The sequence below is a fragment of the Pseudomonas putida genome (assembly GCF_028682475.1).
GTDB classification, from domain to species: Bacteria; Pseudomonadota; Gammaproteobacteria; order Pseudomonadales; family Pseudomonadaceae; genus Aquipseudomonas; species Aquipseudomonas putida_AG.
In genome coordinates, this window is record NZ_JANHLE010000005.1 from 136,975 (window position 1) to 163,707 (window position 26,733).

Annotated in this window: 24 protein-coding genes; 5 read left to right on the plus strand and 19 right to left on the minus strand. The window is 60.8% G+C overall.

Annotated elements, in window-relative coordinates; all coding sequences use genetic code 11:
• Positions 1-32 precede the first annotated feature (32 nt).
• Positions 33-1,241 (minus strand): zinc metallochaperone GTPase ZigA, encoded by a 1,209-nt coding sequence (gene zigA, locus NPS47_RS06435; protein ID WP_274294189.1) that lies wholly within the window; start codon positions 1,239-1,241, stop codon positions 33-35.
• Positions 1,242-1,368: 127 nt separating this feature from the next.
• Between zigA and NPS47_RS06440 the strand changes: the two genes are divergently transcribed.
• Together NPS47_RS06440 and folE2 are read left to right on the plus strand one after the other, a co-directional pair.
• On the plus strand, positions 1,369-1,755 hold the full coding sequence (locus NPS47_RS06440; protein ID WP_274294190.1) for a glutamine synthetase: 387 nt from the start codon (positions 1,369-1,371) through the stop codon (positions 1,753-1,755).
• A 31-nt stretch (positions 1,756-1,786) separates the two neighbouring features.
• Positions 1,787-2,674, plus strand: coding sequence for a GTP cyclohydrolase FolE2 (folE2, locus tag NPS47_RS06445; protein WP_274294191.1), 888 nt, complete (start codon positions 1,787-1,789; stop codon positions 2,672-2,674).
• Positions 2,675-2,687: 13 nt separating this feature from the next.
• Here the strand turns inward: folE2 and NPS47_RS06450 are convergent, their stop codons facing one another.
• Positions 2,688-3,215, minus strand: coding sequence for a DUF3617 domain-containing protein (locus NPS47_RS06450; protein WP_274294192.1), 528 nt, complete (start codon positions 3,213-3,215; stop codon positions 2,688-2,690).
• A 128-nt stretch (positions 3,216-3,343) separates the two neighbouring features.
• Between NPS47_RS06450 and cls the strand changes: the two genes are divergently transcribed.
• Positions 3,344-4,783 (plus strand): cardiolipin synthase, encoded by a 1,440-nt coding sequence (gene cls, locus NPS47_RS06455; protein WP_274294193.1) that lies wholly within the window; start codon positions 3,344-3,346, stop codon positions 4,781-4,783.
• A 3-nt stretch (positions 4,784-4,786) separates the two neighbouring features.
• Here the strand turns inward: cls and cfaB are convergent, their stop codons facing one another.
• Positions 4,787-5,971 (minus strand): C17 cyclopropane fatty acid synthase CfaB, encoded by a 1,185-nt coding sequence (gene cfaB / locus NPS47_RS06460; RefSeq protein WP_274294194.1) that lies wholly within the window; start codon positions 5,969-5,971, stop codon positions 4,787-4,789.
• 209 nt (positions 5,972-6,180) lie between these two features.
• Here cfaB and lpdA point away from each other — a divergent pair, with 209 nt between their 5' ends.
• A complete protein-coding gene (lpdA, locus tag NPS47_RS06465; protein WP_274294195.1) occupies positions 6,181-7,581 on the plus strand; it encodes a dihydrolipoyl dehydrogenase in 1,401 nt (466 codons plus the stop codon).
• Positions 7,582-7,583: 2 nt separating this feature from the next.
• On the opposite strand, the gene NPS47_RS06470 is transcribed toward lpdA, so the two are convergent.
• The 12 genes from NPS47_RS06470 to NPS47_RS06525 form a co-directional block, all read right to left on the minus strand.
• Positions 7,584-8,789 (minus strand): benzoate/H(+) symporter BenE family transporter, encoded by a 1,206-nt coding sequence (locus NPS47_RS06470; RefSeq protein WP_274294196.1) that lies wholly within the window; start codon positions 8,787-8,789, stop codon positions 7,584-7,586.
• Positions 8,790-8,897: 108 nt separating this feature from the next.
• The gene (gene catA / locus NPS47_RS06475; RefSeq protein WP_274294197.1) at positions 8,898-9,830 is read right to left on the minus strand and encodes a catechol 1,2-dioxygenase; all 933 of its coding nucleotides are present in this window, start codon (positions 9,828-9,830) and stop codon (positions 8,898-8,900) included.
• A 38-nt stretch (positions 9,831-9,868) separates the two neighbouring features.
• On the minus strand, positions 9,869-10,159 hold the full coding sequence (catC, locus tag NPS47_RS06480; RefSeq protein WP_274294198.1) for a muconolactone Delta-isomerase: 291 nt from the start codon (positions 10,157-10,159) through the stop codon (positions 9,869-9,871).
• A gap of 11 nt (positions 10,160-10,170) precedes the next feature.
• The gene (locus tag NPS47_RS06485; RefSeq protein ID WP_274294199.1) at positions 10,171-11,292 is read right to left on the minus strand and encodes a muconate cycloisomerase family protein; all 1,122 of its coding nucleotides are present in this window, start codon (positions 11,290-11,292) and stop codon (positions 10,171-10,173) included.
• An 18-nt stretch (positions 11,293-11,310) separates the two neighbouring features.
• Complete coding sequence (locus NPS47_RS06490; protein WP_274294200.1) at positions 11,311-12,072, minus strand: 1,6-dihydroxycyclohexa-2,4-diene-1-carboxylate dehydrogenase; 762 nt, start codon at positions 12,070-12,072, stop codon at positions 11,311-11,313.
• A gap of 66 nt (positions 12,073-12,138) precedes the next feature.
• A complete protein-coding gene (benC, locus tag NPS47_RS06495; protein WP_274294201.1) occupies positions 12,139-13,149 on the minus strand; it encodes a benzoate 1,2-dioxygenase electron transfer component BenC in 1,011 nt (336 codons plus the stop codon).
• A gap of 25 nt (positions 13,150-13,174) precedes the next feature.
• Positions 13,175-13,663 (minus strand): benzoate 1,2-dioxygenase small subunit, encoded by a 489-nt coding sequence (gene benB, locus NPS47_RS06500; RefSeq protein WP_038616069.1) that lies wholly within the window; start codon positions 13,661-13,663, stop codon positions 13,175-13,177.
• Entirely contained in the window at positions 13,660-15,018 is a 1,359-nt protein-coding gene (gene benA, locus NPS47_RS06505; RefSeq protein ID WP_191830439.1) for a benzoate 1,2-dioxygenase large subunit, read from the minus strand. The genes benB and benA overlap by 4 nt, the downstream gene beginning before the upstream one ends.
• A 106-nt stretch (positions 15,019-15,124) precedes the next feature.
• Positions 15,125-16,081 carry an AraC family transcriptional regulator gene (locus NPS47_RS06510; protein ID WP_274294202.1) on the minus strand — a complete coding sequence of 319 codons (957 nt, stop codon included), beginning with the start codon at positions 16,079-16,081 and terminating at the stop codon, positions 15,125-15,127.
• 99 nt (positions 16,082-16,180) lie between these two features.
• Positions 16,181-17,434, minus strand: a complete 1,254-nt coding sequence (locus tag NPS47_RS06515) for an OprD family porin (protein ID WP_274294203.1) — start codon at positions 17,432-17,434, stop codon at positions 16,181-16,183.
• Between the two features lie 143 nt (positions 17,435-17,577).
• A complete protein-coding gene (locus tag NPS47_RS06520) occupies positions 17,578-18,909 on the minus strand; it encodes an aromatic acid/H+ symport family MFS transporter (RefSeq protein WP_274294204.1) in 1,332 nt (443 codons plus the stop codon).
• A gap of 140 nt (positions 18,910-19,049) precedes the next feature.
• Positions 19,050-20,012: an AraC family transcriptional regulator gene (locus NPS47_RS06525; protein WP_274294205.1), complete on the minus strand. Its 963-nt coding sequence runs from the start codon at positions 20,010-20,012 to the stop codon at positions 19,050-19,052.
• A 129-nt stretch (positions 20,013-20,141) separates the two neighbouring features.
• On the opposite strand from NPS47_RS06525, the gene NPS47_RS06530 reads away from it, so the two are divergent.
• Entirely contained in the window at positions 20,142-21,017 is an 876-nt protein-coding gene (locus NPS47_RS06530) for a LysR family transcriptional regulator (protein WP_274294206.1), read from the plus strand.
• Between the two features lie 17 nt (positions 21,018-21,034).
• Here NPS47_RS06530 and hcnC read toward each other — a convergent pair whose 3' ends face one another.
• The 4 genes from hcnC to katG form a co-directional block, all read right to left on the minus strand.
• Positions 21,035-22,291, minus strand: a complete 1,257-nt coding sequence (hcnC, locus tag NPS47_RS06535) for a cyanide-forming glycine dehydrogenase subunit HcnC (RefSeq protein WP_274294207.1) — start codon at positions 22,289-22,291, stop codon at positions 21,035-21,037.
• Positions 22,292-22,294: 3 nt separating this feature from the next.
• Positions 22,295-23,689 (minus strand): cyanide-forming glycine dehydrogenase subunit HcnB, encoded by a 1,395-nt coding sequence (gene hcnB / locus NPS47_RS06540; RefSeq protein ID WP_274294208.1) that lies wholly within the window; start codon positions 23,687-23,689, stop codon positions 22,295-22,297.
• Entirely contained in the window at positions 23,686-24,000 is a 315-nt protein-coding gene (gene hcnA, locus NPS47_RS06545; protein WP_274294209.1) for a cyanide-forming glycine dehydrogenase subunit HcnA, read from the minus strand. Before hcnA ends, hcnB begins: the two co-directional genes overlap by 4 nt.
• A gap of 211 nt (positions 24,001-24,211) precedes the next feature.
• Positions 24,212-26,446, minus strand: a complete 2,235-nt coding sequence (gene katG, locus NPS47_RS06550; protein ID WP_274294210.1) for a catalase/peroxidase HPI — start codon at positions 26,444-26,446, stop codon at positions 24,212-24,214.
• Positions 26,447-26,733 lie beyond the last annotated feature (287 nt).

Consider the following 26,733-nt stretch of genomic DNA (forward strand, 5'->3'; position numbering starts at 1 on the left):
TCGTCACTATGCCTTGAAATCAGTCCATTGCGTCAAGCCGCCTCTTCGTCGTACCAAGGCCCGAACGGATCCGCCAGCTGGCTCCAGCTTTCGGCGCCTTCGGCCATTTCCGCGTCGCTCAACAGGCAGGCATCCAACTCGGCCTTCAGTTGGGTGAAATCAATGTTCTGACCGATGAACACCAACTCCTGACGGCAGTCTCCGCATTCAGGCGTCCAGTTCTTGAGGATTGCTGCCGTGCTCTGTTCATCCTGCGGCCAGTGCTGACGCGGCACAAAGCGCCACCAGCGTCCGGCAAAGCCATAACGCATCATGCCTCCGGCCTGCGACCAACTGCCGGCCTCCTGATGCTTGCTGGCCAACCAGAAGAACCCTTTCGAGCGCAGCAAGCGGCCATTACTCCACGAGCTGTGGATAAAGTCGAAGAAGCGCTGTGGATGCAGCGGTCGACGGGCTTGCCAGGTGCTGGCGGCGATACCGTACTCTTCGGTTTCCGGCACATGCTCACCGCGTAGCTCCTGCAGCCATCCCGGCGCCTGGGCAGCACGCTCGAAATCGAACAGGCCGGTGTTGAGGATCGACGCCAACGGTACCTGGCCCATGACCATCGGTACGATCCGCGCCTGGGCATTGAGGCTGCGCAGGATGGCGCTGAGTTCTTCGCGTTCATCGCTGCTGATCAGGTCGATCTTGCTGAGCAGGATTACGTCGGCAAACTCCACCTGTTCGATCAGCAGGTCACTGATCGAGCGCTGGTCGTCCTCGCCCAGGGTTTCGCCATGACTGGCCAGGCTTTCGGCGGCCTGATAATCGCGCAGGAAGTTCAACCCGTCGACGACCGTGACCATGGTGTCCAGCCGCGCCTGATCGGCCAGGCTACGGCCCTGTTCATCACGAAAAGTAAAGGTCTCGGCAACCGGCAGCGGTTCGGAGATGCCGGTGGACTCGATCAGCAAATAGTCAAAGCGGCCCTCGCGGGCCAGCCGGCCGACCTCTTCAAGCAGGTCCTCGCGCAGGGTGCAGCAGATGCAGCCGTTGCTCATCTCCACCAGTTTTTCTTCGGCGCGGTTGAGGCTGACATTGCGTTGCACTTCGCTGGCGTCGATGTTGATTTCACTCATATCGTTGACGATCACGGCCACCCGCAGGTTCTCGCGGTTGCGCAGGACGTGGTTGAGCAACGTGCTTTTACCGGCGCCGAGAAAGCCGGAAAGCACGGTGACGGGAAGACGGTTGGGCATGGGCAGATCCTCATCGGGGCAGGGGCATTCGAACGATGCATTGCGCAATGTTATATTATAACAATACAATCTCGCCAAGCTGCTTTACCTGAACTCGACCGAAGGCCCTCGCGAAGGATGCCCAAAGATGAAACTGCTGTGCCTGTCTGTCTCTGCACTATTGCTGCTGTGCCTGTCGGTTGCCGCCGTGGCTGTTCCACTGAGCAAAGGCTTGGCGCTGTGCACCCGTAGCGCCACCTTGCTGGCCTGTGGCGATGCGCAAGGCAATTACTACAGCGTGCGCAGCGAGGGCAGCACCACGTATCTGCGCGGTTATGAAGTGCAAGGACGACGGCTATGGACACAAACCAACAGCCGCTACGGGCAGCTGACGTTCTACACCGGCCTGGCCAGTGACGGTGAAACCTGGGTGGGCTACAGCCGCAAAGTCGGCTGGACCACCTTCAATCGGGTTTCCAGCTCCAGCGGCCAGCGCTTCAACTTGCGCTGCAATCGCCTGAGCGGCTGCCAGTAATCACTATCGCCACACAGAAAACGAGCTGCCCATGACTGCCCTCACGCTTCCTGATATCGCCGCGCAAGCCATCCATAGCGCCTTGCCCCTCGACTGGGTAGGTATGTGCAACATTGCCTTGCCGGTGTTGTTTGAAGGCAGCACGTTGCGCGCAAGTGCCGACGCCGGCGTCAGCCTGGATGATGGCAGCTCACGCGGTATCCACATGTCGCGCTTGTACCTGGCTTTGGAGATGTTCGAACAGCAGCCTTTAACACCTCTGCTGATTCACCAGGTGCTGGATACTTTTCTTGAGAGTCACGCGGGTTTGTCCGCCGCTGCTTACTTGAATTTGCGCTTTGAACTCATGCTCAAACGTCCGGCATTGATCAGCCCGTTGGCAGGTTGGAAAGCCTATCCCGTCAGCCTTTCTGCACAGCTGAAAGATGAAGTGTTCCACGTGGAACTAAAAGTGCAGCTGGATTACTCCTCCACCTGCCCGTGCTCTGCTGCCCTGGCCAGGCAGTTGATTCAACAGCAATTCCTCACCGATTTCGGCAACCGTAGCCTCAGCCATGAGGCTGTACTCAGCTGGTTGGGCAGCGCCCAGGGTGTGCTGGCAACGCCTCACAGCCAGCGTAGTGTGGCGCAATTGCAAGTGCGCCTGAGGCAAGGGGTCAGCGATCTGCCGATCAAAGTCTTGATCGATCAAGCTGAGGCGGCGCTGGGCACCGCCGTGCAGACGGCGGTGAAGCGTGCAGATGAACAGGCCTTTGCCCTGGCCAACGGGCAGAACCTGATGTTCTGTGAGGACGCAGCTCGACGTCTGCATCTGGCCTTGCAGCAGTTGACCTGGCTGAGCGGCTTTGCCCTGCGCGTGGAACATGCAGAGAGTCTGCATGCCCACGATGCGGTTGCCCAGAGCCAGTGGCACTGGTAACGAAGTTCACGCTTCAGGTACGAGGTTTAACACTGCCGCAGTCGTCACCCAACCAAACGGCACGGGTGTTCATGCTGCCTTGCTGCTGAACGCCCGAAGCATTGAAACTGCCGTTCACCGTGGTGGTGAACTCTTTATCACTCTGGAAGGTTGCTACACCATTGCCCTGCGCTTTCGGGCAGCTGAAGGTGAACTTCCAGACATTGCCCGTGCGCTCGGTAATCTTCTGGGTGCAACCGGACTTCGGGTCCTGCAGCGGAATGTCGTTGGTCTTGACCTGCTCAGGCGTCAGGCATGAGCGCACACCCTGACCGGCGACACTGATCCCCTGCTTGGCCAGACCGCCTTCGATCATCGCCCGCTGTTCAGGTGGCAGATTTTTCAATTGGCCGAGCATGAAGCCCATGTCCGGCAGCGCCTTGCCATCGACCTGCATATTGCTGGTGGTCAGTTCCCACAACCCCGGTTGCAACATCTGCGCATGCACCAACGGGCTCGCCAGCCCCAGAACCAGTGCCAGCATTGGCAGACGACTTTTCATGTAATGACTCCTCGAAACTCCAGCCCCAAGCTGGAACACAGCTTAGACGTCAATTTGCCCTTTCTGTTGCAAGTACAGTGTGGAACATGCTCTGTTAGTGGGCAGTACCTTCGGACAGCAGGATGCGTATGGATTACCACAGCCCCTACTTCTTCGGTTACCTGATCGGTGCCCTGCACTTGCTCGGTGCGATCGCCGCCACGCATGCGGTGCTCACCGTGCGCACGGCCCAGGGTTCAATTGCCTGGGCCTTGTCGCTGCTGTTCATCCCCTACTTCACCTTGATTCCCTACCTGGTGTTCGGCAGCCGCACCTTCGACGCTTACATCCATGCGCGGCGCCAGGCCAACCACGAAATGCATGTGGCCATGGCCGACCTGAACTGGCGACCCTGGGTCGATGAGGCGCTGGCAGCACGCAACTCGGAGTCCTATGGGGCACTTCGGGCCATGCCCAGATTGGGCCGGATGCCATGCCTGGCGAACAATCAGGTGCGCCTGCTGATTGACGGCAAGGCGACCTTCGACGCCATCTTCGCTGCCATTGAGCAAGCACGTGACACGGTGCTGGTGCAGTTTTTCATCATCCACGACGACAAGCTCGGTCGCGCCTTGCAAACCCTGCTGCTGAAGAAAGCCGCCGAAGGGGTAAAGGTCTACCTGCTGTACGACCGGGTCGGCAGCCACGCCCTGCCCGCCAGCTATAGCCAGAAGCTGCGTGACGGCGGAGTGAATGTCCGCGCTTTCGCCACACGCCGCGGTTGGTTCAACCGCTTTCAGGTCAACTTTCGCAACCACCGCAAGATCGTCGTGGTCGATGGCGTGCAGGGTTTTCTCGGCGGGCACAACGTCGGCGACGAGTACCTGGGCGAAAAACCGAAGCTCTCGCCCTGGCGGGATACCCATGTGCAAGTCAGTGGCCCGGTGCTCGCCTGCCTGCAGGAGTCCTTCGCTGAAGACTGGTACTGGGCTACGCGCAAGCTGCCGCCGCTGATCCTGCCCGACACCTATCCCGAAGACGGCGTGCTCTGTCAGGTACTGGCCAGCGGTCCGGCCGACCCGCAGGAAACCTGCTCGCTGTTCTTCGTCGAAGCCATCCATTCGGCAAAAGAGCGGCTGTGGATTACCAGTCCTTACTTCATCCCCGATGAAGCGGTGGCCGCCGCGTTACGCCTGGCCGTCCTGCGCGGCGTGGATGTACGGATCCTTTTGCCCTCGCGCGCGGACCATCGCATCGTCTATGCCGCCTCCAGCCTCTACGCCTTCCAGGCAGTGCGCGCCGGGGTCAGGATGTTCCGCTATGGGCCGGGCTTTCTGCACCAGAAGGTGGTGCTGATCGACAACGAGATCAGCGCCATCGGCAGCGCCAATCTGGACAACCGCTCATTCCGTCTGAACTTCGAGGTGATGCTGTTGACCATCGACCGCGGCTTCGCCGATCAGGTCGAAGCCATGCTCATTCATGACTTCGCCCTGGCGCGTGAGATCAGCGCCGAGGACAGCCGGGACACCCATCGCCTGCAACAACTGGGGATGCGCATCGCCCGGCTGATTTCGCCGATTCTCTGACCGTTAGCGGTAGAGGTCCTCACGGGTCAGCGGCAGGTCATGATGACCGTCGGCAAAGGGTTTGACCGCGAGGATCTGGTGCAGGTTGATCCAGCCCTTGGCGAAGGCGTAGGAGCAGCCGGCCAGATACAGGCGCCAGATGCGCAGGGCCTTCTCTGGCACCAGCGTCGAGGCTGTTTGTAACTGGCTTTCCAGGCGATCGCTCCAGTGCTTGAGCGTGCGCGCGTAGTGCAGGCGCAAGCTTTCGACATCGACTATTTCAAGACCAGCGTGACTGATGCTGGCCGCGATCATCGACAGGTGCGGCAGCTCGCCCTCAGGGAACACATAGCGCCCGATAAAACTCCCTGCTCCTCGCCCGACCGGACGCCCGTCCACATGCTTGGCGGTGATGCCGTGGTTCATCACCAGGCCACCTTCGCGCACGGCCCCGAACAGACGCTGACAGTACAGCGCCAGGTTGGCATGGCCGACGTGTTCGAACATGCCGACACTGACCACCTTGTCGAAACGGCCATCCTGAGGAATGTCGCGGTAATCGAGAATCTGCAGCTTCACCTGGTTTTGCAGACCTTCGTCCTTGACCCGCTGGCGACCCAGCTTGAGCTGTTCTTTGCTCAACGTGATGCCGAGCACCTTGGCGCCAAACTCCCGGGCAGCAAAGCGCGATAAACCACCCCAACCGCAACCGACGTCGAGCAGGTAGTCGCCCTTCTGCAAGCGCAGCTTGCGGCACAGGTGCTCGAACTTGTTTTGCTGGGCCTGCTCGAGGGTGTCCTGGTCGGTTTTGAAATAGGCGCAGGAATAGGCCATGTCCTGATCCAGCCACAGCTGGTAGAAGGCGTTGGACAGGTCGTAGTGATAGGAAATCGCTGCCGCGTCAGTCGCCTTGTCGTGTTCGCTACGCACCGGCAGGTCATCGACTTCATGCTTGAGCAAGGCTTCGCTGAGCTCATCGCAAACCCGGATCACCTCACCGATGGTGCCTTCCAGTTCCAGCTTGCCTTCGACAAAGGCTGCGCCCAGTTCGTCCAGGCTTGGATGGGTCAGCTGGGTGATCAGCTGCGGGTCTTTAACCAGGATGGTGACCTGCGGCTTGGGCCCCAGATCGAACTCATGACCATCCCACAGTTTCAGACGCAGTGGCAATCGCAGGCTTTGCAGAACAGATGGAAGTTGCGCAAGCATGAAATGAACCTCCCTTTTTCATCGGACGTCACCGCCAAAGGGTAGTTCATCTGTTGGAAGTTTCAGCCTGTCGCGACCATGGCCTGAAGCGCTCGCCCCCATTCCAGACCCTTTTGGGGAAATCGAAGCACACGATAAATTGTATACAATCAATCGCCCGGCAGACTAATCTTGGCGCCATTGTCGATTCTTCATCCTGGAGTACAACAATGAAAACCTATGATGTAGTGATCATCGGCGGCGGCCCCGGCGGCTACAACGCCGCCATCCGTGCCGGTCAGCTGGGCCTGAGCGTGGCCTGTGTGGAAGGCCGCTCGACCCTGGGCGGCACCTGCCTGAATGTCGGTTGCATGCCGTCCAAGGCACTGCTGCATGCTTCAGAGCTGTATGAAGCGGCGGCGGGCAGCGAGTTCGCCAACCTGGGTATCGAGGTCAAGCCGACCCTGAATCTCGCCCAGATGATGAAGCAGAAAGACGAAAGCGTAACGGGCCTGACCAAGGGCATCGAGTTCCTGTTCCGCAAGAACAAGGTCGACTGGATCAAAGGCTGGGGCCAGATCGCAGGCACAGGCCGGGTCAATGTCAGTGCCGAAGATGGCAGTGTCACCGAACTGCAGGCCAAGGACATCGTCATCGCCACCGGCTCCGAACCGACCCCGCTGCCCGGTGTGACCATCGACAACCAGCGCATCATCGACTCCACCGGCGCCCTGTCGCTGCCCGGCGTACCCAAGCACCTGGTGGTCATCGGCGCTGGTGTCATCGGCCTGGAGTTGGGTTCGGTGTGGCGGCGCCTGGGTAGCCAGGTCACCGTGATCGAATACCTCGACCGCATTTGTCCGGGCACCGACGAAGAAACCGCCAAGACCCTGCAACGTGCGCTGGCCAAGCAAGGCATCAGTTTCAAGCTGGGCAGCAAGGTCACTCAAGCCACCGCCTCGGCCGATGGCGTCAGCCTGAGCCTGGAGCCTGCCGCGGGCGGTGCCAGTGAAAGCCTGCAGGCGGACTATGTGCTGGTGGCTATCGGCCGTCGTCCGTACACCAAGGGCCTGGGCCTGGAAAACGTCGGCCTGGAAACCGACAAGCGCGGCATGCTCGCCAATGAGCACCACCGCTCAGCGGTGCCGGGGATCTGGGTCATCGGCGACGTCACCTCCGGCCCGATGCTCGCGCACAAGGCCGAAGACGAAGCGGTGGCCTGCATCGAGCGGATCGCCGGCAAGGCCCATGAGGTCAACTACAACCTTATCCCCGGGGTGATCTACACCCGCCCGGAACTGGCCAGCGTCGGCAAGACCGAAGAACAGCTCAAGGCCGAAGGGCGTGCCTACAAGGTCGGCAAGTTCCCCTTCACCGCCAACAGCCGGGCGAAGATCAACCACGAGACCGAAGGCTTCGCCAAGGTCCTGGCCGACGCCAACACCGACGAGGTGCTCGGCGTGCACCTGGTCGGCCCGAGCGTCAGCGAGATGATCGGCGAGTTCTGCGTGGCCATGGAGTTCTCGGCGTCCGCCGAAGACATCGCCCTCACCTGCCACCCGCACCCGACCCGTTCCGAAGCCTTGCGTCAGGCGGCGATGAACGTCGAAGGCATGGCCATGCAGATCTGACTTCAGTCAGCCTGCACCCCTGCCCTGCTCACCTGTGGCGCTGGTCGCCGCAGGTGCAGCAACAGGTGTGCGAACAAGCCGAAGATCAGCCCCCAGAAAGCTGCCGACAAACCCAGAAACGACATGCCCGAGGCCGTCACCAGAAAGGTGATCAACGCTGCCTCGCGATCACTCGGGACACTCATCGCACCGGCCAGTGCCCCACCAATGGCACCAAACAACGCCAGCCCGGCCAGCGCCGCAATCAAGGCAGCGGGGAACGCAGTGAACAGCGACACCAGCGTCGCCCCGAACACGCCCAACAGCAAATACAACACGCCCCCGCAGACACCCGCCCAATAGCGTTTGCGCGGATCGTCATGCGCTTCGCGGCCGGTGCAGATGGCCGCCGTGATCGCCGCCAGGTTCAAGCCATGGCAACCGAACGGCGCGAGGATCAGGCTGGTCAGCGCATTGCTGGCGATGATCGGGCTCGCCGGGGTTCGATAGCCGTCGTTGCGCAGCACGGCGATACCCGGCACGAACTGCCCGGTCAGCGCCACCATCACCAACGGCAGGCTGATGCTCAACAGCGCATTCCAGCTGAACACCGGCGTGGTCCACACCGGTGTGGCCAAGCCCACCACCAGCGCCGAGCTGTTCATTTCGCCGCTGAACACGGCAATGCTCACCCCGCACACCAGCACGGCCAGTACCGCGTAACGCGGGGCGATACGCTTGAACACCAGGTAGCTGACAAACATCGACAGCACCAGCAGCGGTTGCGATTTCAGCGAGGTGAACAAGCCGGTACCGAAGCTGAACAGAATGCCCGCGAGCATCGCTGCGGAGATGGCGGGTGGCAGCTTGCCGACGATGCGGTCAAAGGCGCCCGACAGGCCGACGAGCAAGATCACCAGGTTGGCGACAATGTAGGCACCGACCGCTTCGGCAAAGGCGATATCCGGCAACAGCGCCACCAGCAGGGCCGAACCCGGTGCCGACCAGGCAATCACCAACGGCACCTTGAAGCGCAGGCTGAGCACCACGCCGAGCACACCGCTGCCAATGGAAATGGCCCAGACCCACGAAGACAGTTCAGCCGCCGACAGCTGTGCGCTGTGGGCGGCCTGGAAGATGATCACCAAGGGGCCAGCGTAGGAAATCAGGGTGGCGATGAAGCCGGCGACCAAGGCAGAAAGGGAGAAGTCCTGGAGTATTGTTTTCATTGGCTTGTCCAGTGAGTGGCTTCTTGAAAGCATCGCGGGGCAAGCCCGCTCCCACAGGCTTGTTACCTGTGGGAGCGGGCTTGCCCCGCGATCAATTCAACCCAGTCCTCAAGCGTCTTGCAACGCCCGCGGCCGCTTGCTGCGTTCTTCGCTCGCAGGCTTGGGTGCAGTGAGCAGCTGGAAGTCGAAGTCCATCTCGGCAAAACGCCCTTCTACACCACGGGCATCGGCTGCCGCCGCATCCTCGACAAAACGCAGCTCGCCGATCAGACCATCACGAGTGGCATAAGCGAAGTCGTCCCACAGGTACTGATCACCCGCCAGGTTGATCTGGGTGGTCAGGTGACGATAACCCGGCGCAGAAATGAAGAAGTGGATATGCGCCGGACGATTGCCGTGACGACCCAGCTGATCGAGCACTTCCTGGGTCGGTCCGTCGGCAGGGCAGCCGTAGCCCGACGGCACGATGCTGCGCGCGCGGTAACGGCCTTCGGCATCGGTGACGATGCGCCGGCGCAGGTTGTAGTCCGACTGGGTGCTGTCGAAGTACGAGTAAGTGCCCTGGGTATTGGCATGCCACAGATCGACCACAGCGCCAGCCACCGGCTGGCCCTGCTCGTCCAGGACACGGCCCTGGAGGAACATCACGGTGCCCGGATCCTGGCCGTCGTCCATCCGCACTTCGCCTTCGGCCATCGGTGCGCCCGCGACATACAGCGGCCCTTCGATGGTGCGCGGGGTGCCGCCGCTGATCCCGGCTTCGGCATCCTGGGCGTCCAGTTGCAGGTCCAGGTAGTGTTCAACGCCCAGCCCGGCCACCAGCAGGCCGGCTTCCTGGCGCGAACCTAGGCGGTTGAGGTAATCCACCGCCTTCCAGAATTCATCAGGGGTGACTTGCAGGTCTTCGATGATGCGGGCCACGTCGTTGACGATGCGGTTGGTCACCAGCTTCATGCGCGGGTTACCCAGGTCATTGTTCAGGCCACTGACTTCTTCGAAGAATTTCTGGACATCGGCAGTGTGAGCAATCTTCACGGTCATGATAGGTACCTCGAATTGTTGTTATCGGCGTTTGGCGTTCAACGGTCGTCGCTGTGGATCGATGACGGGTGGCGGCACAGGCCATCGATTTCGATGTCCATGTAGGGGAACAGCGGCAGCTGCATCAGGGTGTCGTGCAGCGCCTCGACGCTGGGCAGGTCGAACACGCTGTAGTTGGCGTAGTGCCCAGCAATGCGCCACAGGTGGCGCCAGCTGCCGTCACGCTGCAGACGCTGGGCCAGTTCCTTTTCGTCGGCCTTGAGCTGTGCGGCTTTGGCCGGGTCCATGTCCAGGGGCAGGTTCACGGTCATTTTCACGTGGAACAACATGGCATCTCTCCTTATTTGCGGCTGAAGAACGCCAGGCGCTCTTCGTCCAGGGTCAGGCCCAGGCCCGGGGTACGGGGTACATGCAGGGCGAAGTCGCGATACACCGGCGCTTCGTTAACGATCTCTTCGGTCAGCAGCAGCGGGCCGAACAGCTCGGTGTGCCAGGTCAGCTGGTTCAGGGTGACGAAGGCATGGGCAGCGGCCAGGGTGCCGATCGACCCTTCGAGCATGGTCCCGCCGTACAGAGCGATGCCGGCGGCTTCGGCGATCTGCGCGGTGCGCAACACGGCACGCGGACCACCGTTCTTGGCGATCTTCAGGGCAAAGATGCTGGCGGCGCCGTCGGCGGCCAGGCTGAAGGCGTCTTCAACGCTTTCGATGGATTCATCGGCCATGATCGGCGCCGGGCTGCGCTGGTTCAGACGCACCTGGCCGGCACGGTTGATGCGCGAGATCGGCTGCTCGATCAGGTCGATACCGTTATCGCCCAGCACCTGGCAGGCGCGAATCGCCTGCGATTCGTCCCAGTACTGATTGACGTCGACCCGCACGCTGGCGCGCTCGCCGAGGGCGTGTTTGATCGCGACCACATGGCGAAGGTCATGGGCGACTTCATTGGCGCCGATCTTCAATTTGAAGATACGGTGACGACGCAGGTCGAGCATCTGCTCGGCCTCGGCGATGTCGCGGGCGGTGTCGCCGCTGGCCAGGGTCCAGGCCACTTCCAGGCTGTCGCGCACCCGTCCGCCGAGCAGTTCGCTGACGGCCAGGCCCTGGCGTTTACCCTGGGCATCGAGCAACGCGCTCTCGATCCCGGAACGGGCAAAGGTGTTGCCCTTGATGACCTTGTCCAGGCGCTGCATGGCGGCATTGATGTTGCTGGCATCCTGGCCGATCAGCAGCGGCGCAAAGTAGCTGTCGATGTTCCGCTTGATGCTTTCCGGGCTTTCGTTGCCGTAGGCCAGACCACCGATGGTGGTCGACTCACCGAGGCCTTCGATGCCATCCGAACACTGCAGACGGATGATCACCAGGGTCTGCTTCTGCATGGTGTGCATCGCCAGCTTGTGCGGGCGAATGGTGGGCAGGTCGACGATCAGCGTCGAGATGCGTTCAATCAAAGGATGACTCATCGAGATCTCCAGGGGCGCTCAGCCGAGGTCGCCGCCGCCAACCGGCAACACCGTGCCGGTGATGTAGGAAGCCTCGTCGGAGGCCAGAAAGAGGATCGCGCCAACCTGCTCATCGAGGTTGCCGTAGCGTTTCATCAGGCTGCTGTCGAGGGTCTGGTCAACGATCTGCTGGTACCAGACTTTCTCGTCGCTGCTCTGCTCGGCGCTGTTGCGTGGCACCCGGCGTGGCGGTGCTTCGGTGCCACCGGGCGCCGTGGCGTTGACCCGCACACCGCGACCGGCGGTTTCGAAGGCCAGGCAAGCGGTCAGTGCATTCACCCCGCCTTTGGCAGCGCCATAGGGAACGCGGTTGACGCTGCGCGTGGCGATCGAGGAAACGTTGACGATGGCACCGCTGCCCTGCGCAAGCATGTAGGGCAATGCCGCATGGCAGCACCACAAGGTAGGGAACAATGAACGGCGCACTTCCGCTTCGATCTGTGCTGCTTCGTAGTGCTCGAAAGGTTTGGCCCAGATGGTGCCGCCAACGTTGTTGACCAGCACGTCGAGGCGGCCAAAACGCTCTACCGCTGCCGCCATCACCCGGTTGCAATCGCCGTATTGCTCCAGGTCTGCGGTCAGGGTCAGTACGCCTTCGCCTTGCAGCTCGTGGACCAGCTCGGAGCGGTCCACCGCCACCAGGGTCGCGCCCTCTTCGAGCAAGCGCTCGCACAGCCGGCGACCGATGCCCTGCGCCGCGCCGGTAACCAGCGCGACCTTGTTGTCGAATCTGTTGTTCATGACAACCTCGAATAAAAAAGGGGCCGACCGTACCCGCACGATGCGGCCGGCCCCATAAAAACGGCTTCAGGCAGCGGCGGCGGCGAATTTTTCGTAGTAGAAGTTCGCCGGGGTGATGCCCTGTTCGCGGATGTAATGGCTGACCGCTTCGACCATCGGCGGCGGGCCGCACAGGTACACGTCGACATCGCCGTCGTTGAGATGACGCGGTTCGATGTGCTGGGTGACGTAACCCTTGAGCGGGTGCTGGCTCTCGGGGTTGGCCACGCAGGCGCTGTAGCTGAAGTTGGGGATGCGTGCAGCCAGCGCTTGCAGGCGATCAAGCTCAACCAGATCGAAGTCGTTGGTCACGCCGTAGATCAAGTGCAGCGGATGCTCGCTGCCTTCTTCGGCGATCTTCTCCAGCATCGCCGTAAACGGCGCCAGCCCGGTACCACCGGCCAGCAGCAGCAACGGACGACGGATTTCGCGCAGGTAGAAACTGCCCAACGGACCGGCCAGGGTCATGCTGTCGCCAGCCTTGGCGAGACCGGTGAGGAAGCTGCTCATCAGCCCGCCCGGCACGTTGCGGATCAGGAAGCTGACCTCGCCATCCTTCTGCAGCGAGCTGAAGGAGTAAGCGCGGGTCTGCTCGCTGCCGGGCACGCCAAGGTTGACGTACTGCCCGGGCAGGAAGGCCAGTCGGCTCAAGGCATCGCCCTTGATGGACAGGGCAATGGTGCTGTCGGACAGCTGGCGTACCGCACTGATGCTGGCCTGGTAGCTGGACTGCTCGGTCTTGCACACCTGCGACGAGGCTGGAATGCGCACTACGCAATCGCTTTCGGCGCGCATCTGGCAGGTCAGCACATAACCCTGGGCAGCTTCTTCTTCGCTCAAGGCATCTTCGATGTATTCCTGGCCCAGGTCGTAACGACCGGCCTCGGCAAAGCACTTGCAGGTACCGCAGGCGCCATCACGGCAGTCCAGCGGGATGTTGATGCCCTGGCGGTAGGCGGCATCAGCCACGGTTTCGTCAGCAGTGGCGTCAATGAAACGGGTAACCCCGTCTTCGAAATTCAAGGCGATCTTGTGCATGGCACACCTCGCAGAAAAGCTGGATTCAGATGTGGTAAACGTCGATGACCTGACGCACGTAGTCGTTCTTGAGCACGACCTTCTTGGCCTTGATCAGCGGCCGTTCGCCGCGCACATCAAGGGTGTAGAAGCTGGTGCCGAAGTGACTGTCCACTGTCTTGTAGCGAAAGCTCAGGGTGTGCCAGTTGAAGCGCACCTTGCAGACGCCATCGTTCTGTTCCAGCAGTTCGATGTTGCTGATGTTGTGCGAGGTCCGGGTGTCGGGCATGGTCGCACTAGAGCGTTCGGTCTTGATCCGGAACACGCGGTCTTCCAGACCGCCTCGGTTGCCGTACCAGATCAGCGAGATTTCCCGTTGCGGGTCTTCGGTGAGCTGGTCGTTGTCGTCCCAGGCCGGCATCCAGAAGGTGGCGTCGGCGGCGTAGCACTCCAGCCAGTTGTCCCATTGGCTGTCGTCCAGGTAACGCGCTTCTTCGTAGAGGAAGTCGCGCACTTGCTCGAAGGAAATGCTCATTGCACGGCCTCCACGGGGATCAGCTGTTGCTCGTCGGCGAGGGCCTTGAGCATGGTTTCCTGCCAGTACTTGTGTTGCAGCACGAACAGGCCTTCGTCTTCGGTACGCACACCGCTCATTTGCGGATGCAGATCGATTTCCTGCGCAGCGGCATCGGCACCGTCGACCCAATGGGTGGCGCCACGTGACATGTCGTTCCAGCCACGTCCGCCCTGGTAACCCATCTGGCACGAACGGAACTCTTCGAGGTCGTCCGGCGTGGCCATGCCACTGACGTTGAAGAAGTCTTCGTACTGGCGGATACGCTGGGCACGCGCTTCATCGCTCTCGCCTTTGGGCGCGATGCAGTAGATGGTGATCTCGGTCTTGTCCACGGCGATCGGCCGGGCGATACGGATCTGCGAGCTGAACTGGTCCATCAGGTACACGTTCGGGTACAGGCACAGGTTGCGCGAGTTCTCGATCATCCAGTTGGCGCGGGCCTGGCCGAAGTCGGCGGCCAGCTCATCGCGGCGCTCGAACAGCGGACGGTCTTCAGGGTTAGCCCAACGGGTCCAGAGCAGCAGGTGACCTTTGTCGAAGGAGTAGAAACCACCACCGCTCTTGGCCCAGCCGCCAGCGCTCATGGTTTTCACTTCACTGCCCGCCTCGCGCTGCTTGCGCTGGTTCTGGGTGGCGGCGTAGTTCCAGTGCACGGCACTGACGTGGTAGCCGTCGGCGCCGTTCTCGGCGGTCAGCTTCCAGTTGCCTTCGTAGATGTAGGAGGACGAACCGCGCAGCACTTCCAGGCCTTCCGGCGACTGATCGACGATCATGTCGATGATCTTTGCCGACTCGCCCAGGTGCTCGACCAGCGGTACGACGTCCGGGTTCAGGCTGCCGAACAGGAAACCGCGATAGGACTCGAACCGCGCAACCTTGGTCAGGTCATGGGAGCCTTCGCAGTTGAAGCTCGCCGGGTAGCCGGCATCGACCGGATCCTTGACCTTGAGCAGCTTGCCGGAATTGTTGAAAGTCCAGCCGTGGAACGGGCAGGTGTAGGACGAGCGGTTCCCGCTCTTGTGCCGGCAGAGCATCGCACCGCGGTGGCTGCAGGCATTGAGGAAGGCATTGAGCACCCCATCCTTGTTGCGCGCGATGAAGATCGGCTGGCGCCCCATGGTGGTGGTGAGGAAGTCGTTCTTTTCCGGAATCTGGCTCTCGTGGGCAAGGTACAGCCAGTTACCCTCGAAAATGTGTTTCATCTCAAGATCGAACAGACGGGGGTCGGTGAACATCTCGCGCTTGCAGCGAAAGACGCCCTTCTCCTGATCTTCTTCAAGCAGGGAATTAAGGTAATCGAATCCCAGGGACATGGCCGGGGCCTCCGTTGTTATTGTGGTCAGGCCATGTCAGGTTAGGGAGCGAGGGGCACGGCAAATATCCGCTTTGTGCAGACCTTTATCCGTTTTCTGCAAAGTGTCAGGAACGACGCTTGAGGGTATCGGAGGGCAGTTCGCCGAACAGCGACTTGTAGTTTTCCGAGAAACGGCCCAGATGGACGAAGCCGTAATCCATGGCCAGTTCGGTGATGCTGCGCACCGGGCAGTTGGGGTCGGCAAGGCTGGTGTGGATGCGCTCGAGCTTCTTTTGGCGGATGTAGATTTTCGGCGTGGTGCCGGCGTTGCGCTCGAACAGCGCATACAACGAACGCAGGCTCATGCTGGCCTGGCGCGCCAGTTGTTCACTGCTGATATCCAGTTTGAGGTTGCCTTCAATGTAACCGGCAATCCGGTCGAAGGTCACCGCCTGGCTGGTCAGTGCTTCACGGCTGACGTTGGTCGGCATCAAGGTGAGCAGCTTGCTGGCGACGATCTGGCTGTAATGCTCCTGCACCCGTAACAGCGGCTCACTGGCTTCGGCTTCATGACAGACCATGGCCAGCAAGCCGGCGAAACCTTCCAGCGCCAGCAACTGGTAATGGCTCTGGAGAAAGCGCACGCCTTCGCCGGGACGCTGCCAGCGCTGTTCATCGCAGACACTTTCCAGCAAGCGGTTGGGCAGCTTGAGAATGAATTTTTCGCAATCGGCCGAATAGGCAAGATCGACCGGCTCGTCCGGGTTGATCAGCAGCAACTCGCCAGGACCGAGCAAACGCTCGGACCGGCCGCGCCGCCACAGGCAATGGCCACGCAGCAGGATCTGCAGGTGAAAGACGTTTTCCAGGGCCGGCGACATCACCCGTACTTCGCCACCGTAGCTGATCCGGCACAGATCAAGACTGGCGAACTTGCGATGATCGAGGCACGCCTCTGGATGCCCGTAACGCGGCAGGCGGATGTTATGCACTCCCACATGCTGATTGACGTAGGTCGACACGGCATAAGGATCGGCACGATCGAAAACCCGGCTGCGCTCACTGAGCAGGCGACTCTCCATACCAGGATACTCGTTGTAGTTATCCTGGCAGTCTAAGCGATAGCTTGGGTTTTCGACCAATCCGTGGATGGACGGTGTGTTTCCAAAAGCATCGCGGGCTTACAACAACGTCCAGGTGTACGTCAGGATCACCCGGTTCTCATCGATATCCGAACGGTAGTTGGACCGCGCCATCGCATTGCGCAAACGCACCCCCAGTCCCTTCAACACCCCGCTCTGCACCGCATAGCCGATGTCCAGATCGCGCTCGTGCTCCTTACCCTCGAACCCAAGCCCGGTATCGACGTTGTTGCCTTTCAGATAGCGCACGGTTGTCGTCAGCCCGGGAACTCCCATGGCCACGAAGTCGTAGTCATACCGTACCTGCCATGAGCGCTCATCGGCGTACGAGAACTCATAGGTCGGTACCTCGTTGCCGAGCGGTGAAATATTAGGAAACACACGCGGAAACGCGTTTTCACCATAGATACCCTGGTAGCCGACGCTGAACGTATGCCCGCCGCGCTTGGCCGACAGCAGCGAATAGAACGCCTGGTTGTCGATATCGCCAATGCGGCTTTCGCCCTGCTCCTTGGCGCTGAAGTAGCCGAGGTTGGCGCCCAGCACCCAATCACCTACCGGCTGGCTGTGCTTGAGGCCGACAAAGCCCTGTTGGTAGATGTCCTCCAGACGGCCATACCAGAGGCTCAGGGTGCTGCGGTTGGCGTTGAAGCTGTAATCACCACCGGCAAAGTTGAACGCATCGCTGTCAGCCTGACGCTGCGGCAGGTGGCCGAGCATGGCGATCAGCTTTTCATCGCCGGCTTCGTTGCGCAGGCTGGTAGAACTCAGGTGCCCTGCTTGCAGGGTCAGGCCGCTGATTTCCGCCGAACTGATGCTCGCGCCCTGATAGGTCGGCGGCAGCAGGCGCGAGTCGTTGTACTGGAGGATCGGCAAGTTGGTTTGCAGTTCGCCGACTTTCAGTTCGGTCTTCGAATAGCGCAGCTTCAAGGTCGCCCCTGCACGGCTGTATTCATCCGCCGCGCGGCCGTCATCCTGCACCGGCAGCAGTCCGGTGCCGGTCCGGTCCGGGCTGCTGTCGAGCTTGAGACCGAGCAGGCCGATGGCATCGACACCAACGCCTATCGGTCCCGGGGTGTAGCCAGATTTGAAGTTGAGGATAAAGCCCTGCCCCCACTCCTCGGCCTTGGACTGCTGGTTGGCGCCAACGATGCCGGAAAAATCACGGCTGAAGTAGTAGTTGCGCGCTTGCAGGGTGGCCGTGGCGTCCTTGAAAAAGTCAGGTTCGGCGGCCTGGGCGGTGAAACTCAGGGCGAACAAAGACAGCAACCCGATTGGACGGAGGTTGTTCATGATGACGTGCTCTTTTTATTGTTGTTTTTGACTTGAGAACTGCGGTGTCCGCATCGCTGGCAAAGCCAGCTCCCACAGGTATTGCATGCACCAGACTTTGTGGGAGCTGGCCTTGCCAGCGATTGGATCTACACGATTGCTGGCTAGGCCGCTGATTGCAGCGGCGCCATGCCCTTGGCCGAACTGCGGCTGGCAAACACCATCATTGCCACCGCCGCTACCGCGCCAGGCACAGCAAAGGCCATGAAATTCAGCGCCAGCGGCAACTGAATACCCAACAGCAGGCCGCCGAGGATCGGTCCGACGATTGCCCCGCTACGACCGATACCCGAAGCCCAACCCAGCCCCGTGGAGCGGATGCCCATCGGATAGAACTGGGCGACGCAGGCATAAGCGAGGATCTGGGTGCCGATGGTGGTCGCCCCGGCAATTGCGATCAGCAGGTACAGCACCGGTGTCGGGCTCTTGAAGCCCAGCAGGCTGATCGACAACGCCGCCAGCGCGAAGAACACCACCAGCACGCGGTCGAGCTTGAGGCGATCGCCAATCCAGCCACCGCCCACAGCACCGAAAATCGCTCCAAAGTTGAGCACCAGCAGGAAAGCCAGGCTCGATCCCAGGCCGTACCCAGCATTGTTCATCAGTTTTGGCAGCCACGAATTGAGGGCGTAGACCATCAGCAGGCAGCAGAAGAATGCGACCCAGAGCATCAAGGTGCTCAGCGCCCGGCCTTCACGAAACAGCTGCGGTACCGAGCCACCGGCCTCGACGCCAGTGACCACTTCCAGACGGTCGCCGGCTTGTGGCCGATAGCTGGGCTCGACCCGCTGCAGCAATTGGCTGGCCTGCTCGGTGCGTCCCTGACGCACCAGAAAACCCAGGGACTCCGGCAGGAAACGCAGAATCAACGGCAACAGCAGCAAGGGAATGACGGCGACGTAGAACACTGACTGCCAACCGAATGCCGGCAACAACACGATCCCCAGACCGGCCGAGAGCATGCCGCCCACCGAGTAACCGCTGAACATGATCGCCACCAGGGTGCTGCGCATGCGCTTGGGGGCGTACTCGTTCATCAGCGCCACGACGTTGGGCATCACCCCGCCGATCCCCAGGCCCGCCAGGAAGCGGCAGATACCGAACTCTGTCGGGTTGCGGGCGAAGCCGTTGAGTACGGTGAAGCCGCTGAAAAGGATCACGCAGATCATGATGGCCTTCTTGCGGCCGATGCGGTCGGACAACGGCCCGAACACCAAAGCGCCGAACATCATGCCGAACAGCGCGTAGCTGCCCAGGGCCCCGGCCTGCAACGGGGTCATGCCCCACTCCTGCATCAGCGCCGGCAACACCACGCCATAAATAACCAGGTCGTATCCGTCGAAGATGATGATCAGCGCGCACCAGAACAGCACACGCCAGTGGAAGGTATTGAACTTCGCCTGATCGATCAGGCCATTGATATCGATGGCTCGCATGTGGCGTGTCTCTTTTGTTGTTGTTATCGAAACCCGAAGGCGAACCTGCCGTGCAGTGTTCGCGATCTCAGGTTAGGAGCAGTACAAAAGGGCCAATAGCCGTTTCCTGCGAATCGCTATCCAGTTTGCGCGAGGGCTGATCAGGGGCAGCGATGCCGTTTGAAGGTGACCGAGGGCAGTTCACCAAAACGCTGGCGATAGCTTTCGGCAAAGCGCCCCAGGTGCAGGAAGCCGTAGTCCAGGGCGATCTCGGTAACGTTACGCACCGGGCTTGCCGGGTCCTGCAAAGCAGCATGTATGCGCTCAAGCTTGCGCTGGCGCACATAGCCTTTGGGCGACAAGCCGGCATGGCGCTCGAACAGTGAGTACAAAGTGCGCTCGCTGACCCGTGCGACATTCATCAACTGGCCGACACTGATGTCCTGCTCCAGGTGGGCGTCGATGTAGGCGGCCAATTGCTCGAACGAGTGGGTCTGCTGCACCGGTTCGCTACGCTGCACGTTGTTGCCGAGCAAGCTGAGCAACTTGCTGGCAACGATGCGCCCGTAGTGCTCCTGGACCTGCAGCAACGAGTCGGTGGACTCCGCCTCTGCGCAGATCAACCCGAGCAAGCCGATGAAGCCTTCCAGTTCACCGGTGACATGGCGCGCGCTGTTGAAACGAATCCCGCCCTCGGGCAACTGCCAGCGCTGCTCCAGGCAAGCTTGCTCGAGCAGACTCACCGGCATCTTGAGGATGAACTTCTCGCAGTCGGCCGAATAGGTCAGGTCGACCGGATCGTCCGGGTTTATCAACAACAGCTCGCCGGGCACGTAATGATGTTCGTTGCCACGAAAACTGGACTGGCAGTGGCCCTTGAGCAGGATCTGCAGGTGGTACAGCGAACCCAGGGCGGGCGAAGTGATCCGCGCCTTGCCGCCGTAGCTCAAGCGGCACAGGTCGAGGCTGGCAAACTTGCGGTGGTTGATGCTCGCCTTCAGATCGCCAGTTCTGGGCAGGCGCAGGCTATGGCCACCGACATGCTGGTTAACGTATTCGGACACGGCATACGGGTCGGCGCGCTGAAACACACAGCTGCGCTCGCTCAACAGGTGGCTGCTCATGGGCTGCCCTCTTCTTGTTCTTGCTGGACGATATCCACAGGGTCTGGTTATCCACAGGGCACCAGCTTGCGTCAGCACCAGCAGGCAGTCCAATATCTGTTGGGTAGGTAACAATACTCTGGAGGTATCATGGAACTGCGCCATCTGCGTTACTTCCGGGTGCTCGCACAGACCCTGAACTTCACCCGCGCCGCCGAGCTGCTGCACATTGCCCAGCCGCCTTTGAGCCGGCAAATCCGCCAACTGGAGGAAACCCTCGGGGTCGATCTGCTGGAACGCAGCCGTCCGCTGCGCCTGACCGAAGCCGGGCGCTACTTTTACGAACAGAGTGCCATGCTGCTCGACCAGCTCGAGCAGATATCCGAAGGCACCCGGCGCATCGCAAACAGCGAACGCCAGTGGTTGCGCATCGGTTTTGCGCCCTCGACCCTTTACGACCTGTTACCCGAGCTGATTCGCCAATTACGCGCCAACCAGGAGCTGGAGCTTGGCCTGCAGGAAATGATCACCCTGCAGCAGGTGGACGCCTTGAAAGCCGGACGCATCGATATCGGTTTTGGCCGCATCCACATCAAAGACCCGGCCATTGACCAGCAGGTACTGCGCGAAGACCCCTTGGTTGTCGCCCTGCCCTGCGGCCATCCGCTGATCGGCCAGCCCATCGACCTGGTGCGCCTGGCCTTTGAGCCCTTCGTGCTCTACCCCGCCACCCCGCGCCCAAGCTACGCCGACCACATCATGACGTTGTTTTCCAGCCAGGGCCTGAGCGTGCAGGTGATTCAGTGGACCAACGAACTGCAGACTGCCCTTGGACTGGTGGCGGCCGGCCTGGGGATAACGTTGGTGCCCGCCTCGGTGCAGCGCCAGCACCGCGACGATATCGTTTACGCACCGCTGAGCGAGGCAGCGGCGGTTTCACCGATCATTCTCAGCCGCCGGGTTGGGGATAACTCGCCTCAGGTCCGCCATTGCCTGAATCTGATTGAACGCATGAGCGGCCACTAGGGCCGCTCACATTTTGCTCAGACCACGCTGGCCGGAGCTTTATCCACAGCCCCGGCATGGAAGCGTTCGGCGAGGAACGGAGAGATATCCACAGGCGATGGCTCGTCGTGCAGGACCTTGTCGATCATCACCCCGGTGATCGCCGAGGTGAGGATGCCGGTGCGAAAGTGTCCACAGGCATTCAGGTAACCGGTGACTTCCGGCACGGGCCCGAGGATTGGCAATTCATCCGGTGACCCTGGTCGCAAACCGGCCCAGGTGCGCTTGAGGTTGATCTGCACCAGCTCTGGAATACAGCGAATCGCGCCCTGCACCAGACCGTTGATTTCCGGGAAGGTGTTGCTGACGTCGAAGCCTTTGTCTTCGGTGGTGCTGCCAATCAGGATCTCGCCGTTGTCCTTCTGCGCCATGTAGCAATCGCTGGTGGTCAGGCAGCCGTTCAGCAGTTTGGGCATACGCTCGGTGAGGATGATCTGGCCCTTCACCGGGCTGACCGGAATGCGCAGACCGGTGGCCTGTTCGCTGAGGTCGGCCGCCCAGGCACCGGCGGCATTGATCAGGGTCTGGCAATGAAACGTACCTTCTTCGGCGGTCTGCACTCCGCTGACCCGTGACCCCTGGTGCAATACACCGGTGACGTTGGTGTTGTGGAACACATCGACACCATTCTGTCGCGCCGCTTCCATATAGGCGTCGGCCAGGCGGAACGGACTGACCTGGTGATCGCACAGAAATTCCAGAGCACCACGCGCCTGATGGCTGACCGCCGGCTCCGCCTGGCGCAGGGCCTCGCGGTCGAGCCAGCGCACCTGCTCGGCCAGGTGCGGGATCTGCGCGACGATATGCTCGGCGTACAGCTGGTCTTCATCGTCGTAGATCACATACTTGAGGCCAGTGCGCTCGAACTTGAAGTCCATGCCGTGGCGCTCGATCAGTTCACGGTGCAGCTGTGGATAAAGTGCATTGGACTGCAGGGCAAAATCGAAGAACGACTGCGGCAGGATATGCGGCGTGCTGGCATCCACCACCACCGCAGCCCCTTGCGCCTGGCGCTTGTGCTGGGCTGACATCATGCGAAAGAAAATCACCCCGCAGCCGAGGCCGACCGATTCGCCAATCGCCCACAAGCCACCGGCCGAAGCACGGGTGGCGTTGCCGGGGCGCTTGGCATCGATCAGGGCGATCTTCAGGTTTTTGCGTTTGGACAGCTGATAAGCGCAGGAGGCGCCAATGACCCCACCGCCGGCAATCACTACGTCGTAGGTTCTGTTCATGTTTCAGGCTTCCGTGCCAGGTTGCTGGAATGCAGAAAAAGGTATCGGGTCGACCGGAAAACGCGGGCGTAACCAACCGACATCAACACGGCCCGTCGCTTCGCGCAGACGGTCGCTGCAGTAGCCAACGCACATACGTCCCTGACAGTCGCCCATGCTCACCCGCGTACGCATCTTCAATCCGGCCATGTCTTGCACGCCCTGCTCCAGGGCCAGGTCGATATCAGCACGGGTCACATGCTCACAACGGCAGATCACCGTATCGGGCTGTGGTAATTCGATCTGCCGGGTGCCCCGCTGGGTATAGCGCTCTACCCCGGCGCGAAAGCGCTTGATGGCCGCCAACTGCCCCAGGTACTGCTCGCGCAGTTCGATGGCCTGCTCGGCATTCAGCACTTCGCGCTGCAGCAGGATCGACACTGCTGCGATGCGGCCAGTCAGCATCGCGGCTTCACCGCCACGGATACCGCCCATGTCACCGGCTAGATGAATGTGTTGCTGGCTGCTCTGTTGCCAGACGTTGCATTTTGCGCGCAGGTAGCCATCGTCATGAAAGCCATGCTCGAGCCCCAACTGTTGGCTGAGCTGGGTACGCGGAATGAAGCCGTAGCCCACCGCCAGGGTTTGCGCGGGTTCGCGCTGGGCACGGCTGTGGTCGGGCTGCCAGTTGTTGTCGTAAGGCGCCACGACGACTTCTGCGAGTTCGCCTTCACCCCTGGCCTCGGCCACGCCCCAGCCGTAATACATCGGAATGCCATTGAGCTTCATGTAACCGAGCATGCTCAAACCGTCGAGGAACAGCTGCGGCTTGTTCAACAGCGCCAGGCTTTCCTTGGCGATCTTGCTGAACGCGCAGGCTTCATAGACACCGGCCACTTTCGCTCCGGCGGCGTGCAACTGGCAGGCCACCAGCGGCAGTAACGGGCCGGTGCCGGCAATCACCGTACTGCCCAGCGGTTTGACCACGCCGCTCTTGATCTGCAGCTGCAAGCCACCGAGCAACAGCACGCCCGGCAGCGTCCAGCCAGGAAACGGCACGTTGCGCTCATGGCAACCGGCCGACAGTACCAGGTGCGAGTAGTCGATCTGATGCAGACGCTCTTCGCCATCAAGCACCATCAAGCATTGCTCGTCACCGCCTACCACGCGGCTGTTCAGGCGCAGATCGATCTGCCCGGCGCTGGCAGCGAATTCCTTGTGCAGGGCCTTCAAGGACTTGCTGTAACGCGCTCCCAGGTAACCCAGGTCAACGCCTGCGCGCAGCGGTCCGCGATACACCACCCCGCCCGGCCGCGACGCTTCATCGAACAACACGCTGGGTACACCGTGATGCGCCAGCTCAATGGCCGCCGCCATACCCGCCGAACCACCACCGACAATCACCGGACGCAGACTCATGGCGCCTCCTGCCCGGCAAAGCGGTTGCTCAGGGTTTCCACCTGCATACCGGGCTGGACCACGGTCTGGCAGGCGCGGCGCTTGGGCCGGCCATTGATTGAAACCAGGCAGCAATGACAGACGCCCATGCCGCAAAAAGCACCGCTCAGTTGGGCATGATCGTTGCGCGCTACCTGGCGCAGGCCCACGGCGTTGAGCACGGTGAGCACCGTCTCGCCAGAGGCGACTTCGACCGGCTGGCCGTTGAGATGGATGGTCATATCAGCCCGCGACAGGGGCTGGATGTCGAGTTTTCGATCCAGTGTTTGCATAGCGCCTTTCATCCGTGAAAAGGGTAATGGGGACTTGGCACACTATGCGAAGCAGCTGCAACAACTATTGATCCAGGCCAGCATTCGGCCGACTTGAGCGATTAACCGGCAAAAACACAAAACCCCCGATAAACGGGGGCTCTGGATTTAGACAATCAAAATCTGTCGCAGCCAGCAAGGACGCTGCTCTATGGGTAGCTGGCCCGCTCGATCAGAGATCGAATCGGTCGAGGTTCATGACCTTGGTCCATGCTTTGGCGAAGTCCTTGACGAACTTTTCCTTGGCATCGCTTGCGGCATAGAACTCGGAGACCGCACGCAGCTCCGAGTTGGAGCCAAATACCAGGTCGACTGGTGTGGCAGACCATTTGACCTCGCCGGACTTGCGGTCGCGCCCCTCATACAAGCCATCGGTAGAGGACTTCGACCAGACAGTCGACATGTCCATCAGGTTGACGAAGAAGTCGTTGGACAATGTGCCCGGACGAGTCGTGAGCACGCCATTCTTACTACCGTCTGTATTCGCCCCCAGTGCCCGCATGCCACCGACAAGCACCGTCATTTCCGGTGCAGTGAGGTTCAACAAGCTGGCCTTGTCGACCAGCATTTCGGTCGGTGAGAGGCGAGCGTCAGCGCTGTAGTAGTTACGGAAACCATCAGCCTTGGGTTCCAGCGCCGCGAAGGAATTGACATCTGTCTTGTCCTGGGTGGTGTCCATGCGACCCAGGGTTACCGGGACTTGAACGTTGTAACCTCCCTTCTTCGCGGCAGACTCAACCGCTGCAGAACCCGAGATCACAATCACGTCAGCAAGCGAGACTTTCTTGCCGCCTTTGAGGTTGCTGTTGAAGTCCTTCTGGATCGCTTCCAGCTTGGCGAGCACTTTGCTCAGCTCAGCCGGGTTATTGGCGTTCCAGTCTTTCTGCGGGGCGAGACGCACACGTGCACCGTTGGCGCCACCGCGCATGTCGGAGCCTCGGAACGAAGCAGCCGAGGCCCAGGCCGTACGCACCAACTCGCCGGTATTGAGGCCCGAAGCGAGTACCTTGGCCTTGAGCGCTTCGACGTCCCTGGTGTCGATCAGCTTATGGTCCAGCGCCGGGATCGGGTCTTGCCAGATCAGGTCTTCCTTGGGTACATCGGCCCCCAGGTAATGGGTACGCGGGCCGAGGTCACGGTGAGTCAGCTTGAACCAGGCCTTGGCGAAGGCAAGTTCGAACTCCTTGGGGTTGTCCAGGAAGCGACGTGAAACTTTCTCGTAAGCGGGGTCGAAACGCAGCGCAAGGTCAGTGGTGAACATGATTGGCGCATGACGCTTGTCTTTGACGTGCGCGTCAGGAACCATGACCGCAGCAGCTGGATCAGACGGAACCCACTGGATCGCACCGGCCGGGCTCTTGGTCTGAACCCATGTCCAGCCGAAGAGGTTGGCCAGGTACTGATTGGTGAAATTCGCAGGACTCGAAGTCCACGCACCTTCCAGGCCACTGGTGATGGTGTCTTCGGCGTTTCCTTTACCGCAGGTATTTTTCCAGCCCAGGCCTTGTTGCTCGGTAGGAGCGCTGGCAGGATCTGCGCCCAGGCAGTCTTTAGGCTTGTGCGCGCCGTGCGCCTTGCCGAAGGTGTGGCCACCGGCGATCAGTGCAACGGTTTCTTCGTCGTTCATGCCCATACGCGCGAACGTGTCGCGAATGTCCTTGGCGGCCGCCAGCGGATCCGGCTTGCCATGTGGACCTTCCGGGTTCACGTAGATAAGCCCCATTTCCACGGCAGCCAACGGCTTCTTCAGCTCACGCTTGCCATGGTGGCGCTCATCACCGAGCCAGGTGCGTTCAGGGCCCCAATAGACCAGATCAGGCTCCCAGTCATCTGCACGACCGCCACCGAAGCCGTAGGTTTTCATCCCCATCGATTCCATCGCCACGGTGCCCGCCAGCACCATCAGGTCGCCCCAGGAAATACTCGCGCCGTACTTTTCTTTCACAGGCCACAACAAGCGCCGTGCTTTATCGAGGCTTACGTTATCCGGCCAGTTGTTGAGCGGGTCGAAACGCTGTTGACCACCGTCGGAACCACCACGGCCGTCCAGCGCGCGGTAGGTGCCGGCGCTGTGCCAGGCCATACGGATAAAGAACGGGCCATAGTTGCCATAGTCCGCTGGCCACCAGTCTTGCGACTTTGTCAAAGTTGCTTCGATGTCCTTTTTCACCGCATTCAAGTCAAGGCTGTTAAATGCCTTGGCATAGTTGAAATCGGCGTCGGCCGGGCTGGAGGCAGGGTTGTGTTGTCGCAACAAGGAAAGATCCAGGCGATTGGGCCACCAGTCCTTGTTAGTCATCTGTTCGTGCTTGCCCGCCAAAGAGGCGGCGCCGGTGTTATCGGCGTGAACAACGGGTGAAAAGCCAACTATCAGGGCAATCGCCAGGGGCAGTTGTTTCATGCGCATAGGGGCTTGATCCTTGTAAGTGTATAAACCAAGCCACTCAACAACTTGGTTTGGAAACGGGTACCGGGTCAGGTGGAGAAGTACACAATCAAACCAGGGACAACCTGGGATGCATACTCAGTACAAACTTTAATTGCGCACCGTAAAATCAACAATTGATGTTCTAAACGGGGCCGATTGATAACCTGACTGACGCCAATTCGAGAAATGCCCTTAAGGTGACGATGCAAAAATAGCCAAGCGCTTGGATCTGGAAGCAGGAATAGAATCTGAGGTGTGCGCGGTGA

Excerpts from the sequence above, each read along its gene's own strand:
- catA (WP_274294197.1), bottom strand. The coding sequence starts at position 9,830 with ATGACCGTGAAGATTGCTCACACTGCCGATGTCCAGAAATTCTTCGAA.
- NPS47_RS06525 (WP_274294205.1), bottom strand. The coding sequence starts at position 20,012 with ATGAGCAGCCACCTGTTGAGCGAGCGCAGCTGTGTGTTTCAGCGCGCC.
- NPS47_RS06490 (WP_274294200.1), bottom strand. The coding sequence starts at position 12,072 with ATGAACAACAGATTCGACAACAAGGTCGCGCTGGTTACCGGCGCGGCG.
- catC (WP_274294198.1), bottom strand. The coding sequence starts at position 10,159 with ATGTTGTTCCACGTGAAAATGACCGTGAACCTGCCCCTGGACATGGAC.
- hcnB (WP_274294208.1), bottom strand. The coding sequence starts at position 23,689 with ATGAGTCTGCGTCCGGTGATTGTCGGTGGTGGTTCGGCGGGTATGGCG.
- zigA (WP_274294189.1), bottom strand. The coding sequence starts at position 1,241 with ATGCCCAACCGTCTTCCCGTCACCGTGCTTTCCGGCTTTCTCGGCGCC.
- cfaB (WP_274294194.1), bottom strand. The coding sequence starts at position 5,971 with ATGCTTGCGCAACTTCCATCTGTTCTGCAAAGCCTGCGATTGCCACTG.
- benC (WP_274294201.1), bottom strand. The coding sequence starts at position 13,149 with ATGCACAAGATCGCCTTGAATTTCGAAGACGGGGTTACCCGTTTCATT.
- benB (WP_038616069.1), bottom strand. The coding sequence starts at position 13,663 with ATGAGCATTTCCTTCGAGCAAGTGCGCGACTTCCTCTACGAAGAAGCG.
- NPS47_RS06440 (WP_274294190.1), top strand. The coding sequence starts at position 1,369 with ATGAAACTGCTGTGCCTGTCTGTCTCTGCACTATTGCTGCTGTGCCTG.
- cls (WP_274294193.1), top strand. The coding sequence starts at position 3,344 with ATGGATTACCACAGCCCCTACTTCTTCGGTTACCTGATCGGTGCCCTG.
- NPS47_RS06450 (WP_274294192.1), bottom strand. The coding sequence starts at position 3,215 with ATGAAAAGTCGTCTGCCAATGCTGGCACTGGTTCTGGGGCTGGCGAGC.
- NPS47_RS06520 (WP_274294204.1), bottom strand. The coding sequence starts at position 18,909 with ATGCGAGCCATCGATATCAATGGCCTGATCGATCAGGCGAAGTTCAAT.
- folE2 (WP_274294191.1), top strand. The coding sequence starts at position 1,787 with ATGACTGCCCTCACGCTTCCTGATATCGCCGCGCAAGCCATCCATAGC.
- NPS47_RS06510 (WP_274294202.1), bottom strand. The coding sequence starts at position 16,081 with ATGGAGAGTCGCCTGCTCAGTGAGCGCAGCCGGGTTTTCGATCGTGCC.
- NPS47_RS06530 (WP_274294206.1), top strand. The coding sequence starts at position 20,142 with ATGGAACTGCGCCATCTGCGTTACTTCCGGGTGCTCGCACAGACCCTG.
- lpdA (WP_274294195.1), top strand. The coding sequence starts at position 6,181 with ATGAAAACCTATGATGTAGTGATCATCGGCGGCGGCCCCGGCGGCTAC.
- benA (WP_191830439.1), bottom strand. The coding sequence starts at position 15,018 with ATGTCCCTGGGATTCGATTACCTTAATTCCCTGCTTGAAGAAGATCAG.
- hcnA (WP_274294209.1), bottom strand. The coding sequence starts at position 24,000 with ATGCAAACACTGGATCGAAAACTCGACATCCAGCCCCTGTCGCGGGCT.
- hcnC (WP_274294207.1), bottom strand. The coding sequence starts at position 22,291 with ATGAACAGAACCTACGACGTAGTGATTGCCGGCGGTGGGGTCATTGGC.
- katG (WP_274294210.1), bottom strand. The coding sequence starts at position 26,446 with ATGCGCATGAAACAACTGCCCCTGGCGATTGCCCTGATAGTTGGCTTT.
- NPS47_RS06485 (WP_274294199.1), bottom strand. The coding sequence starts at position 11,292 with ATGAGTCATCCTTTGATTGAACGCATCTCGACGCTGATCGTCGACCTG.
- NPS47_RS06515 (WP_274294203.1), bottom strand. The coding sequence starts at position 17,434 with ATGAACAACCTCCGTCCAATCGGGTTGCTGTCTTTGTTCGCCCTGAGT.
- NPS47_RS06470 (WP_274294196.1), bottom strand. The coding sequence starts at position 8,789 with ATGAAAACAATACTCCAGGACTTCTCCCTTTCTGCCTTGGTCGCCGGC.